Origin of the sequence: Acinetobacter sp. T_3_1, assembly GCF_025377055.1 — a bacterium.
Lineage (GTDB): Bacteria > Pseudomonadota > Gammaproteobacteria > Pseudomonadales > Moraxellaceae > Acinetobacter > Acinetobacter kookii.
In genome coordinates, this window is sequence record NZ_JACHVD010000002.1 from 403,533 (window position 1) to 417,219 (window position 13,687).

The following is a 13,687-nucleotide window of genomic DNA, read 5'->3' on the forward strand; positions in this document are numbered from 1 at the left end:
CTTTAAATCAATAAAATAGGCATTAACCCAAATGATTAATGCCTATTTTATAAAAAAATTTGTCTGAATTAAGAAGCGTCCTGGTCACTTTGGGCTTGATTCTCTTCCGGAGCTTTATCTTGCACCATACTGAAGGATGTCGCTGAGCCTGGAACCGTTTGATCCTGTCTGTTACTTTTCAATTTAATCTGCAAGCGCAATTCATTCATGGAGTCAGCATTACGCAGCGCTTCTTCATAACTGATTGCATCCTCATTGTATAAATCGTATAAAGCCTGATCGAATGTTTGCATGCCCAATTCACGGGATTTCTTCATGATTTCTTTGAGTTCATGGAAATGTCCTTTCAGAATAAGATCGCCAATTAATGGCGTATTCAGCAAAATTTCAATGGCTGCACGACGACCACGCCCATCCTGAGTTCGTACCAAGCGCTGGGAGATAATCGCTTTCATGTTTGAAGATAAGTCCATCAATAATTGATTGCGACGTTCCTCAGGGAAAAAGTTAATGATGCGATCCAGCGCCTGGTTGGCGTTATTGGCATGTAAAGTACCTAAACATAAATGTCCGGTTTCGGCAAAGGCAATGGCATGTTCCATGGTTTCGGTATCCCGGATTTCACCAATTAAAATCACATCCGGTGCCTGACGCAGGGTATTTTTCAAGGCATTGTGCCATGAATGACTATCCACGCCGACTTCACGGTGGGTAATCATCGATTTCTTGTGTTTATGCACATATTCCACCGGATCTTCCACCGTAATAATGTGTCCGGCAGAATTTTCATTACGATGATCAATCATGGCCGCTAAAGAAGTCGATTTACCCGAGCCAGTTGCACCGACTACAAGTACCAGACCGCGTTTTGCCATCATCACATATTTTAAGGATTCAGGCAGTTTTAACTGGTCAAAATTTGGAATTTCTGCGGTAATGGTTCGTATCACCATCCCCACTTGTAATTGTTGCTGAAAAACATTGATACGAAAACGCGAAACATTGGGAACGCTAATGGCAAAATTACATTCCAGCTCGCTTTCAAATTCAAGCCGCTGTTTTTCATTCATTAAACTATAGGCAAACAGTTTGGTCTTGTCGGCAGTCAATGCCTGCTGGCCAATCGGTTTCATTAAGCCCTGATGTTTAATGCTCGGTGGAAAATCTGCTGAAATAAATAAATCCGAACCGCCATATTCCACCACCTTGGTCAGCATATGGAACATTATTTTGCGTGCTTCTTCCAGTAATTCCGTACTATACATATTTTCCCCGATGAGAATTGTTTCTAGGATGCACGCATACCGAGATTGGTTTAATTTATTTAAATGCTCATCTCAGTCGTGAAGAAACAATTCATGTTTTATTGATTACTATTTTTCCCTATTGTGCATAAACATAGTAAAGTGCTCAACTTTGTTATTTTTAACTAGTTAAAAGTATTAATAAAAATTGCAAACACCATCAATGAACAGCTGATTTAAAATTAACCAGATAACATAACTATGGTTTTAAACAGAAAAAAGCCCCTTAAGTTCAGGGGGCTTTATAGTAATGTTATGTATAAATCTTTGATGGTCTATAACTTTTTCTTATAAAATCACGCACTACGTTTTAATTCAGATAGACGCACTGAATCTGCCACCTCCAGCAAAAGTTGCTGGGTTTTGTCCCAGCCCAGGCAGCCATCCGTTACCGATTGGCCATAGGTCATCTCACAGGAAATCTTCTGCTGACCATCCACCAGATAGCTTTCCAGCATTACCCCACGAACCTGACTTTGTGTACGTTCCTCAATAATTGTCTTGAGCACCTGGGGCTGTAAGAGCGGATCTTTGTGGCTATTGCCATGACTGCAATCAATGACTAAAGCAGGCAATTCACCTTTGCATTTTTCTCTGATCTTTTCAATTTCAGCCAGCTGGTAATTAGGACCCGAATTTGCACCGCGTAAAATCAGATGTGCTTTCGGATTGCCTTTCGATTCCAGGATACAAGGTAATCCCGATTGGCCCAGACCCAGGAATTGATGGGAATTCGATGCAGACTGAATGGCATCCAGTGCAATTTGAATGGAACCATCGGTGCCATTCTTGAAACCAATGCTGTATGGCATATGGCTTGAAATTTCACGGTGAATCTGGGATTCACTGGTACGCGCGCCAATGGCGCCCCAAGCCAGTAAATCGTCAAAATAGGCTGTTGCCATTGGACTTAAAATTTCAGCAGCAATTGGCAAACCCATTTCAATAATTTGTAAATACAAGGCACGTGATTTTTCCAGGCCCAACTGCATATTGGATGAGCCATCCAAATCTGGGTCATACAGGAAGCCTTTCCAGCCAATGGTGGTACGGGGTTTTTCAATATAGGCACGCATTACCAGGAAAATCTGGTCTGCTACCTGGCTTTGTAATTGTTGTAATTTTTGTGCATATTCAAGTGCAGCAACAGGATCGTGAATCGAGCATGGACCGGTCACCACCATCAAGCGATGGTCTTTGCCTGCCAAGATATTTTCAATGATTTGACGCTGATCAGCAATTTGTTGCGCCAGTTTGTTTGATAAAGGCAATTGCGCCTTCAATTGATGAGGCAAAGTTAAAGCGGTTTCTTTTGCAGTTGTTTGAGTTTGTTGTAAAGCAGTATTTAAGGCATTCATTGGTCTTTCCTGGGGACTATTCAGTCCAATCTTTTATTTGAGCGTTATGGGTCTAATGGATTGGGTGTGCAGAGTCATCAATTGACTAAAGTAAAACCAATAAAAGTTGCTAAAGTATGAATAATTTAATGTTTGCATGAGTAAGCTCCAAAAAGTATAAGAAAAATAAAGCATAAAAAAACCTGATCAGGGTTGCCGATCAGGTTATAAACTGGGTGGGCAACCTTTTCTTGCCCGAACGCATTCAGGCAATTATCTAAATTGCCAAAAGTAATAAGTTGCGTTTGAGAGTACAGGTTGCTTTAACATCTTTATTGCTTCAAAAAAGTATGTATCTTGAAATTAAAATACGCTGTATTGCCATATTTGACAATAGTTTTATTTAAAATAAAACGACATCAATCATTAAACTTTTGTTTATACCTGGTGTAAAAACTGCCCTTAAACGCTGCAGTTGGACCAGTTTTAAAAAACGTGTAAATCCTCTGCTCATTACTTTTTTAGCTCTCACCGCATCAATGGGCTAAATTATTTTTATTCGATCGACATTCAATTTCTTCATTTCTAAAATAGACATTTAATTTATATAAATAACAAGCTGATAAAGCAATTTTAGTGCTTAAGCGATAATTACAGTTACAAAAAAAACAATTATTGACCCAGAAAATGAACCTCAAAAATACAAAACAATATTTTATATATATCATTACTTTATGTTATAAGATAAATCCATTAAGTCAAAATATTACATAATACGTAATTTACTTATGTATTGCATAATAAAAAGCCCACCGTATGATGTGAAAATAAATCGAATTTATCGTATAAGGTTTGCACTTTACCTGGGAACCACAGCGATAAATAAAGGATGAGACAAACGGATTTGTCATAAAAATTTAAATGATTAATATGATTTTTCTCGTTTGTTTAAAAGTGAATCTCTTAAAAAACAGGCAATAGGATTGCTTTAAGAAAATGAGGATGTTGTATGGATAAGCTAGCAAACCCTTTAGAACTTTGTGGATTTGAGTTTATTGAATTCGTATCTAAAGATGGCGATCTAGATGGAATTTTTCAAACGCTCGGTTTTAGTAAAGTTGCAAAGCATAAATCTAAAAATGTGTATTTATGGCGTCAAGGCAACATTAATATCATTCTCAATTATCAACCAGAATCTTATGCAGCGTTTTTCTTTAAAGAACACGGACCTTCTGCATGCGCAATGGGCTTTAAAACCCTAGATGCTGCCAAAGCCTTTCATAAGGCCATTGAATTAGGTGCAGAGCCGATTTATTCAAAAATTGGTCCAATGGAACTCAACATTCCGGCCATTAAAGGGATTGGTGGCTCGCCTATTTTTCTGGTCGACCGTGATATTTATCAAAGCGACTTCATTTTCTTTAATGATGTCAATTCACATCCGGTAGGCACAGGATTAAAAGAAATCGATCATTTAACCCATAATGTCTATAAAGGCCGTATGCAATACTGGTCAGATTTTTATGAAAGAATTTTTAATTTTCAGGAAATTCGTTATTTCGATATTAAAGGTGAATATACCGGTTTAACTTCAAAAGCCCTCACCGCGCCTGATGGAAAAATCCGTATCCCGCTGAATGAAGATTCTGACAAAGGCAATGGTCAAATTGCCGAATTTTTAAGTGATTTTAATGGTGAAGGTATTCAGCATATTGCTTTTATTACCGATGACCTGATTGCAACTTGGGATAAATTAAAAGCTTTGGGTGCCAAATTTATGACGCCGCCACCCAACACTTATTATGAAATGCTGCAAGATCGTTTACCCAATCATGGTGAACCGACCGATGAACTGCAAAAGCGTGGCATTCTGCTGGATGGCAATACACAAAATGACGACAAGCGTTTGTTGTTGCAGATCTTCTCTGAAAATATGCTGGGTCCGGTATTTTTTGAATTTATTCAACGTAAAGATGATGACGGTTTTGGTGAAGGTAACTTCAAGGCCTTGTTTGAATCGATTGAGCGTGACCAGATTAAACGTGGTGTACTGGATATTTCAAAAGCTTAATCTCAGTTCAATCTTTTAATCAAAGTTGTGATGATTTTCTATGTACATACATGACTGTGTACATAGTAGATTTACCTCTCAATTAAATGATTTCAATAATATTTCTGATACTGCTCTGATGCTTGAATAAAACAAGAATTAAATATAATTGCATTCATCTCAATAGAGCACTATCTCAGCATGGATGAAGATAGAAAATGCAGCAAATTGAACAAGGAAACCTGAAAAAAGGTTTAAGTAACCGTCATATCCAGCTGATTGCACTGGGTGGCTCCATTGGCACCGGATTATTCCTCGGTATTGCTCAAACCATTAAGCTTGCGGGTCCATCGGTAATTTTAGGGTATGCCATAGCCGGACTGATCGCTTTTTTAATGATGCGCCAATTGGGTGAAATGATTGTAGAAGAGCCAGTGAGCGGCTCGTTTAGTCATTTTGCCTATAAGTACTGGGGCAAATTTGCCGGTTTTATGTCGGGATGGAATTACTGGGTATTGAATATTTTGGTCTGTATGGCCGAACTAAGTGCAATTGGTCTATATATTCATTATTGGTGGCCTGAAATTCCGACCTGGGTTTCCGCCCTAGGTTTCTTTATTTTTATTAACGTGATTAATCTTTTACATGTTAAATTGTTTGGTGAAATGGAATTCTGGTTAGCCATTATTAAAGTATTGGCCATCATCGCCATGATTGCCTTTGGGAGTTACTTACTCGCAAGCGGTAGCGGTGGTACACAATCCAGCATGCAAAACCTATGGGAATTGGGCGGTTTTTTCCCGAATGGTGTCATGGGTTTGGTCATGGCCATGGCGATGATCATGTTTGCATTTGGCGGTATTGAATTGGTCGGTATTGCAGCTGCGGAAACCGATAATCCGCAAAAGACTTTACCCAAAGCCATCAACCAAATTGTTTATCGGGTTCTGTTATTTTATATCCTGAGTTTGGTGATTATTTTGTCGCTGTATCCCTGGAACCAAATGGCACAAGGCGGCAGCCCTTTTGTCCTTATTTTTGATTCTCTGGGCAGTCAAACAGTCGCGACAATTTTAAATTTTGTGGTGCTGACTGCGGCTGTTTCTGTATATAACAGCACCAATTATTGTACCAGCCGCATGTTGTTGGGCCTGGCACAACAAGGCAATGCACCTGGATTTTTGCGTAAAATTAATCCCCGTGGCATTCCGGTCAATGCTGTCATGGTCTCTGCTTTTTTTACTTTAATCTGCGTACTCATCAATTATCTATTTCCAGAAAAAGCTTTTAATTTACTGATGATGCTGGTGGTTGCTGCAATTGTAATTAACTGGGTGGTTATTTCGTATACGCATTTAAAATTCAAAAAACACATGCTAGCCATGAATGCTTCAACCCAATTTCCCAGCATTGCCTACCCGTTTACAAATTATGTCTGCATTGTTTTTATGGGCGGTATTTTGCTGATTATGAGTCAAACTCCCGATATGCGTATTGCGGTTCTGATGATTCCGGTCTGGATTTCATTACTCTTGATTGCCTATTTCTTTAAAAACAAGAAAATTTCGGACCATCAATTAGCATTAAAAGATAAAATGCGTTCTATACCGAAGGCTTGATTTGTTTTACTCCATAACGAAGGATGTATTCATGTTCCAACATGTTGATGCGTATGCAGGTGATCCGATTCTTTCTTTGATGGAAGAATTTGCTAAAGATGAACGGACACAAAAAGTGAATTTAAGTATTGGACTTTATTACAATGAAGACAATATTGTGCCTCAACTTGAAGCGGTCAAAGCAGCCTATAAAAATATTGAAGCAAGCAATGAACAGGTCAAGCTGTATTTACCAATGGATGGTTTGAAACCTTATAATCAGGCCACTCAAGCCTTGGTGCTGGGAGAAAACAGTCCGGCGCGCCGTGATGGACGCGCGGTTACCATCCAGACTTTAGGCGGTTCTGGCGCACTCAAAGTCGGTGCGGATTTTCTGAAAAAATATTTTCCAGAATCTGATATCTGGGTCAGCCAGCCGACCTGGGAAAACCACATTGCCATTTTTAACGGTGCCGGCATTCACTCGCATTTCTACCCTTATTTTGATGCCACAACCAACGGCGTTAATGTGCCAGCAATGCTGGAAAAATTAAGCCAGCTTCCTGCAAAAAGCATTGTGTTATTACATCCTTGTTGCCATAACCCGACCGGTGCAGACTTGACTGCTGCGGAATGGGATCAGGTGATTGAAGTCTTGCAAAAACGGGATCTGATTCCGTTCCTCGACCTTGCCTATCAAGGTTTTGGTCAAGGCCTGGAACAAGATGCCTATGCGATTCGCGCACTCGATCAGGCCGGCATGAATTTTATTGTCAGCAATTCATTCTCCAAAATTTTCTCGCTCTATGGCGAACGTGTCGGCGGTTTAACTTTTGTCTGTGATGATTCGGACACTGCACAAAAAGTATTGGGCCAGCTAAAAGCGACAGTACGCCGTATCTATTCAAGTCCGGCAACGACTGGGGCATTGCTCGTGAATAATGTCTTGCATGATGAACAGCTGACTGCATTATGGAAAGCTGAACTGCAAGAAATGCGTGAACGTATTATTCAAATGCGTGAAATTCTAAAAGACAAACTCAGTCAGGCTTTGCCAGAACGTGACTTTAGCTATCTGGTCAAACAGCAAGGCATGTTTAGCTATACCGGCCTGAGTGCTAAACAGGTCGATATTCTCAAAAATCAATACGGCATTTACCTGGTGCGTAGTGGCCGCATGTGCGCAGCAGGTTTAAATTTAAGCAATATCGATTATGTCGCTGAATCCATTGCCGAAGTCATTAAAGCCACAGCTTAAATTCAAGGGATAAAAAAACGGGCAAATTGCCCGTTTTTTAATTTGAAGATGGCTTAGTCTTCGAAGTGGATTACGGTACGAATCGATTTACCTTCATGCATCAAGTCAAAGGCTTCGTTAATCTTTTCCAGTCCCATGGTATGAGTGACAAAAGGTTCCAATTGAATATCCCCCTTCATGGCTTCTTCCACCATACCCGGCAATTGCGAGCGGCCTTTAACGCCACCAAAAGCGGTACCTTTCCAGGTGCGGCCAGTGACCAGCTGGAATGGACGGGTTGAAATTTCCTGACCTGCACCGGCTACCCCAATAATGATGGATTGTCCCCAACCACGGTGAGCACATTCCAGTGCAGAACGCATGACATTAGTATTGCCAATACATTCAAAAGAATGATCTACGCCCCAGCCAGTTTTCTCAACAATCACTTCCTGAATTGGACGGTCATAATCTTTAGGGTTTAAAAACTCTGTCGCACCAAACTGTTCAGCCAGCTTGAATTTTTCAGGGTTGGTATCAATGGCAATAATGCGGCTGGCTTTGGCTTTCTTAGCACCTTGAACTACAGCTAGGCCAATACCGCCTAAACCGAACACGGCAACCGTGTCACCTTCCTGAACCTTGGCAGTATTTTTCACCGCACCCAAACCGGTAGTCACGCCACAACCGAGCAAGCAGACATGTTCATGATTCGCTTCAGAATTAATCTTTGCCAGGGATACTTCAGCGACTACGGTATATTCACTGAAAGTTGAACAGCCCATATAGTGGTAAATCGGCTGACCATTATAAGAAAAACGGGTGGTGCCATCTGGCATCAAACCCTTACCTTGTGTTGCACGAACCGCGACACACAGGTTGGTTTTACCCGATTTACAGAATAAACATTCACCACATTCGGCAGTATACAGTGGAATAACGTGATCGCCCGGTTTCACGCTGGTTACGCCTTCACCCACTTCAACCACTACACCCGCACCTTCATGCCCCAATACCGCAGGAAAAACACCTTCAGGATCATCACCCGATAAAGTAAACGCATCGGTATGACATACGCCGGTATGGCTAATTTTCACCAAAACCTCACCTGCTTTTGGCGGAGCAACATCAATTTCAACAATTTGGAGCGGTTGACCTGGACCAAATGCGACTGCAGCACGTGATTTCATGAATGATTCATCCTTTGTTCGGTTCTTTAACAGATGAGCTACAGTAACCTCTTTTTATTGTCCGATTCAACCTATAACATGATGATAATATGTACTTATAACTTTATGACTTCATAACAATTATGCAGATTAGACCATCCATGCATGCTGTCATGTTTGCTGTTACAATTTTTACCATGACGGGGTGCAGTTTGCCGATGAATGAATCCAAAAAGCAGTCTCCTACTCAGGTGCATGCCGAGCACTGGTTAAACGGTTCCAATGTTGATGCACAAATTATCCAGGGCTTAACCGCCTATCTTGCCTTAGATGATGCTTTTCTCAGTATTGCCTCAAGGCTGCATCTGATTAATAAGGCGCAATATAATATCGATTTGCAGTACTACATCTGGGAAGATGACTCGATTGGTCACCTGATGCTGGCTGAATTGCTCAAGGCCGCAGACCGAGGGGTAAAAATCCGATTATTGATTGATGACCAGAACGGTTCCCAGCTCGATGCAACCTTAAAACAATTGGCACAACATCCAAACTTTGAAATTAAAATCTTTAATCCCTACACCTTTAGGGCCAGAAAATTGCGCGTGTTTGATTATGTTTTTCGTTTCAGGCAGATCAATCGCCGTATGCATAACAAGCTGATTATTGCCGATGGTGCCATAGCGGTGACCGGTGGCCGCAACATCAGCCGTGAATACTTTGAAGCCAGTGACAATTTCCAGTTTACCGATATGGATATTCTGTTTTATGGCACTGCGGTGAAGCATGCCAATAAAGTATTTCAGGACTTTTGGAGTGATGATTTAAGTTATCCTGTACCTCTGCTGCTGGGTAAAAGCCGTCCAGAACAGCTTGCCAAATTACGCCGATACTATGAACTGACTGCCTTGCAAAAAGACCAGCTTAAAAGGCGGATTGAACTGGCTGAAAAACAGATCAATGAACATTTAAAAGATCGCCCGATTAATTGGGCAAAAGCACATTTTGTCGCAGACCCTCCCGGGAAAATTCACGGCCAGGCATCTAATGATCAAATGATTTACCGTCAGATCTTCCAGATTATGGGCGAACCGAAACAACATCTGGAACTGGTCTCCGCCTATTTTGTACCTACCCAAAAAGGTACGGACTATTTAACCGGTTTAGCTCATAACAGCGTGAATGTTCGAGTGCTCACCAATTCATTCCTCGCCAATGACGTTCCTCTGGTACATGCCTTTTATAGACAATATCGCTATGATTTACTGAAAAACGGGATAAAACTATATGAATTTAAGCCCTATATCGAACGCAATAAACGGACCTGGTATGAAGTGATGACGGGTAATGTCATTCCCGCTAAGGGGAAAAATGCCTCCAGTTTGCATGCCAAGTTTTTGGATATAGATGGCAAGGTATTTATTGGTTCTGCCAATTTTGATCCCCGTTCCGCCAATTTAAATAGCGAAGTAGGACTGGTGGTCGAATCCGCTGACTTGCAACAACAAATTTCAAGTTCTTTAGATAAATATTTACCGCTCATTGCCTATGAATTGAAACTTAATCCACAAGGTGAAGTAATCTGGATAGAGCATCGTAAAGATGGTACCCGCACAGAGTATTTACATGATCCTCAATCCACCAGATTTCAGCGTTTTAGCATGCAAATGGTGTCATACCTTCCAATTGAATGGATGATGTAATGACAAACAAATGACATTTAAATTCAAAAATGAGCTCGTCTTTTTTAATACAATCTCACCACTTAAAAAGATTACTGCATGTGAACAGGTTTAATGTTCCTGTTTCGACCTATTTCATCTCGCCAGTGTCAAACCTGGTATTACCTTAATTTACCTGCTTGTTATGACTTATAAGAGTTTAACGGCGATTTATACATATTTTAGATCAATCCACAGAATGCTTTTACTCGTTTCCAGATTTGATTTAACATTCCTCTTTTCGAGTATTTAACTCAACTCTCTCCCTATCGTGATCTTCTGCAATGCAATTTTTTGATTTAAGCCGTCAATTTAATTTAAGTGATATTTTAACACCGTATAAAACGCTTGACGATTTGGGTGCTCAAGACTGGTTTTTGGCGAAAGTTCGGGTCGAGCACGATTGCCAGTCCGATTCAGAATTGATTGAGGGTCAGGCCGTTTTAAAATCCAATCAAAATGTACAGCTGGAACTGGAATGGCTGATTCAGGATACCGGTTTTGAACTTCAGGTCCTGTTTAAAGGCATTGAAACCGAAGCGAGTGAAGAAACCCTGGTGATGGTCAAGGGTGCAAAACTGATTGATGCCGATGAACAACTGATTTCTGCTCAGGCCTTAAGCCTATGGATTGACGGAATCCTGCTGCCGATGTTGCCAAATATCCGTAAAGAGATTAAAGCCCGATTAAATTTATGGGACTATGTTGAATATGATGGATAGTTATGGAATTTCTTTAAACTGATTTCAGTTTAAAATTTCCAAAAGAATTCAGATTTTAAAATGGCTCCAAGGAAGCAAACTCATCTGGTCCGATTTTACCCATGTACGGGATTTTCAGGTACAGGCTTTTAAATGGGTTAAATATCCAAAAATGATGCCTTTCGCCCAAAAACAGATATTTAAAACTAACTTATAGTAAGCCTATTTCTTTAAATAACTGAGTATAAGCCTCGGCCTTTTTCTCCAAAGCAAGTGGATAGGCTCGGGATGAAGATGGCATTCGGTATAAAGTCAGCTCGCGTTCAGCAAAACAGGCTTTGGAGGGCTGTCCAATTTTCGGTTTTTCCGTAGCTTCGGGCATGGAAAGCATCAGGGTATCTGTTGCTTTATCTCCAGTCGTCATAATGCTGTGGCATTCAGGAATTTGCTGTAGAAGTTTGCTTAAATCGGTCGCTTGAGCAATGTGCAGAAATTTATCCGAAGCATTGCCTTTTAAACGAATAATTTGATAGGCCGTATCAAAAATTGCGATCCCTTTTTGCATTAAGAAATCACGGATCTGCTGTTCCTTGAAGTTTTTATTGGCAATATCTAAAAAGTGTTCTTTATTGCCAAAGAATGCCAAACCAAAAATTTTCCACATGTCATTTTGATAGTTTGGATAATAGAACTCCATTTTCCAGCGGGTTTTAGGCGGCGGAAAGCTGCCCATCATCAGCAATTTGGCATTTGCAGGTAAAAAAGGTTCCAGTGGATGAGTTTCTATTTCCAGTTCGGTGCTCATAACAGTCCATTTATCCGTATTCAGTTTAATTTAAAACATTTGACGGATTTTATCTGCTACCTGCTTGCCCCAAAGTGTATAAATTTCCTTGCTGGGATGAAAACCATCCTTTGCCATTTCCAGATTCAGGCTCTTGAAACGCTGCAAATCATATTCAATCCATTGCATATTGCTCTGCTGCTGCACAAATTTGGCAAGATTTTTATTCATGCCTTTGGCATATTGCCCAAATAACCAGGCCAGTGGATGAGGTAATGCCGGAAACCTGTTCATCGGTGGTACGCCAGACGCAATAACCAATTCAGGCGTGAATTTCCGGTTAATTTCTGCATAAAGTTGTTGCTGCTTTTGAATCCAGTCTTTAGGCTGCATCAGTTTTGTAATATCGTTCACCCCGACAGAAGTAATGACCACGTCAAAGTGTTGATTGGACATATTCTTTACCGTCTGAATTACTTGTCCGCTGCTATGACCGGTGGTGGCTTCAAGTTGATAACTGATTTCATAAGCATCTTGTAACTGCTTCAACACTGCACCCAGTAAAGCATCTTCTTGAGTTTCAACACCGACTCCAGCGGCTGCTGAATCTCCGAGAATTAAAACAGACAGCGCTTTTCCAGTTCCGACCGTCCCCTGACGTGGTCCTGCTGGTTCTGCTAAACGTAGAGTATTCTTCTTAACGGCATTGCCTTGAATAATCAGCGATGGAATCAGCACGATGGTTGAAATTTTTAGCAGCATAAATAATGAAATTCACAATGATATGCGTATCAATATAGGAGTTTATGGGGTGAGAAGCATTGACTTAAATTACAATAAGTTTCATCGAATTAAATAGTAAATGTGCTGCATCAGGTCAGTTGTAATCTAGGGCTGATAATCGTTGCCATCTGCTTGAAAAGTCCAAGTCACGTATGATGGCAAGAAGATGGTATTGCACTTCAAATGCGAATCTAAGCAATATAAAAACAGCCCATCGAATGGGCTGTTTATACTTCGAAATTAACCCAACTTGTTGACCAGTTTCAGCGGCAATACTTTCATGGCCAAGCCTAAAGGTAACCAGGGCCACTGTGGCACATACGCTTTGACTGGTGCTTTTTCAATGGCCTTGACCAGTAAATGCGAACCGGTTTTTTCATCCACTTCAAAAGGCAGTTTTTTGGCCCCTTCATTCAATTCTGTACGGATATAACCCGGAAAAATAGTGGTGACTTTAATCGGGGTATCAATCAGCTCGGCACGAATGCCTTCAGCCAGGTGAGCCACTCCGGCTTTGCTGGCACCATACGCGGTTAAATGTTTCGGCATGCCACGCATCGCGCTCATGGATGAAATCATCACCAGATGCCCTGCATTTTGCGCACGGAAAATTTCCACCGCAGCTTCACATTGTGCCAAAGCAGAAATGAAGTTGGTTTCGACGGTCGCCTTGTTAATTTCAAAATTGCCTTTACCAATCCGGCGACCCTCCCCCACACCGGCATTGACAATAATACGGTCGATGGTGCCAAATTCCGCTTTAAATGCACGGAACACTTCAAACACCTGGTCGTAATGGGTTACGTCTAATGCTTTTGCAATGACTTTTACGCCGTATTTGCTTTCCAGCTCTTGTTTTAAAGTTTCCAGACGCTCCAAACGACGGGCGCAGATGGCAAGGTTATAGCCTTTTTGTGCAAATTCACGTGCCATACCTGCACCAATCCCTGAACTTGCCCCGGTAATTAAAATTGTTTTTGCCATGTTTTCTTCCTTTGCTATT

Annotated in this window: 11 protein-coding genes; 5 read left to right on the top strand and 6 right to left on the bottom strand. The window is 40.9% G+C overall.

What is annotated here, in order from left to right; all coding sequences use genetic code 11:
- Window positions 1–68: 68 nt before the first annotated feature.
- Both H4I94_RS04475 and H4I94_RS04480 read right to left on the bottom strand, forming a co-directional pair.
- Window positions 69–1,265, bottom strand: a complete 1,197-nt coding sequence (locus H4I94_RS04475) for a PilT/PilU family type 4a pilus ATPase (protein WP_314732912.1) — start codon at window positions 1,263–1,265, stop codon at window positions 69–71.
- 335 nt (window positions 1,266–1,600) lie between these two features.
- Window positions 1,601–2,662 carry a 3-deoxy-7-phosphoheptulonate synthase gene (locus H4I94_RS04480; RefSeq protein WP_261181865.1) on the bottom strand — a complete coding sequence of 354 codons (1,062 nt, stop codon included), beginning with the start codon at window positions 2,660–2,662 and terminating at the stop codon, window positions 1,601–1,603.
- 988 nt (window positions 2,663–3,650) lie between these two features.
- Between H4I94_RS04480 and hppD the strand changes: the two genes are divergently transcribed.
- The 3 genes from hppD to H4I94_RS04495 all read left to right on the top strand — a co-directional run bounded on the left by hppD (window position 3,651) and on the right by H4I94_RS04495 (window position 7,547).
- The gene (gene hppD / locus H4I94_RS04485; protein WP_092819639.1) at window positions 3,651–4,712 is read left to right on the top strand and encodes a 4-hydroxyphenylpyruvate dioxygenase; all 1,062 of its coding nucleotides are present in this window, start codon (window positions 3,651–3,653) and stop codon (window positions 4,710–4,712) included.
- A gap of 197 nt (window positions 4,713–4,909) precedes the next feature.
- The gene (locus H4I94_RS04490; RefSeq protein ID WP_261181871.1) at window positions 4,910–6,310 is read left to right on the top strand and encodes an amino acid permease; all 1,401 of its coding nucleotides are present in this window, start codon (window positions 4,910–4,912) and stop codon (window positions 6,308–6,310) included.
- 31 nt (window positions 6,311–6,341) lie between these two features.
- Window positions 6,342–7,547, top strand: a complete 1,206-nt coding sequence (locus H4I94_RS04495) for an aromatic amino acid transaminase (protein WP_261181874.1) — start codon at window positions 6,342–6,344, stop codon at window positions 7,545–7,547.
- Window positions 7,548–7,600: 53 nt separating this feature from the next.
- On the opposite strand, the gene H4I94_RS04500 is transcribed toward H4I94_RS04495, so the two are convergent.
- Entirely contained in the window at window positions 7,601–8,716 is a 1,116-nt protein-coding gene (locus H4I94_RS04500) for an S-(hydroxymethyl)glutathione dehydrogenase/class III alcohol dehydrogenase (protein ID WP_261181885.1), read from the bottom strand.
- A gap of 122 nt (window positions 8,717–8,838) precedes the next feature.
- Between H4I94_RS04500 and H4I94_RS04505 the strand changes: the two genes are divergently transcribed.
- Together H4I94_RS04505 and H4I94_RS04510 are read left to right on the top strand one after the other, a co-directional pair.
- Complete coding sequence (locus H4I94_RS04505) at window positions 8,839–10,398, top strand: phospholipase D family protein (protein ID WP_261181892.1); 1,560 nt, start codon at window positions 8,839–8,841, stop codon at window positions 10,396–10,398.
- Window positions 10,399–10,700: 302 nt separating this feature from the next.
- Window positions 10,701–11,138: a hypothetical protein gene (locus H4I94_RS04510; RefSeq protein ID WP_261181895.1), complete on the top strand. Its 438-nt coding sequence runs from the start codon at window positions 10,701–10,703 to the stop codon at window positions 11,136–11,138.
- Window positions 11,139–11,328: 190 nt separating this feature from the next.
- On the opposite strand, the gene H4I94_RS04515 is transcribed toward H4I94_RS04510, so the two are convergent.
- The 3 genes from H4I94_RS04515 to H4I94_RS04525 form a co-directional block, all read right to left on the bottom strand.
- Window positions 11,329–11,922 (bottom strand): uracil-DNA glycosylase family protein, encoded by a 594-nt coding sequence (locus H4I94_RS04515; RefSeq protein ID WP_092819645.1) that lies wholly within the window; start codon window positions 11,920–11,922, stop codon window positions 11,329–11,331.
- Window positions 11,923–11,952: 30 nt separating this feature from the next.
- A complete protein-coding gene (locus tag H4I94_RS04520; RefSeq protein WP_261181901.1) occupies window positions 11,953–12,663 on the bottom strand; it encodes an SGNH/GDSL hydrolase family protein in 711 nt (236 codons plus the stop codon).
- Window positions 12,664–12,924: 261 nt separating this feature from the next.
- Window positions 12,925–13,668 carry an SDR family oxidoreductase gene (locus tag H4I94_RS04525; RefSeq protein ID WP_092819647.1) on the bottom strand — a complete coding sequence of 248 codons (744 nt, stop codon included), beginning with the start codon at window positions 13,666–13,668 and terminating at the stop codon, window positions 12,925–12,927.
- Window positions 13,669–13,687 lie beyond the last annotated feature (19 nt).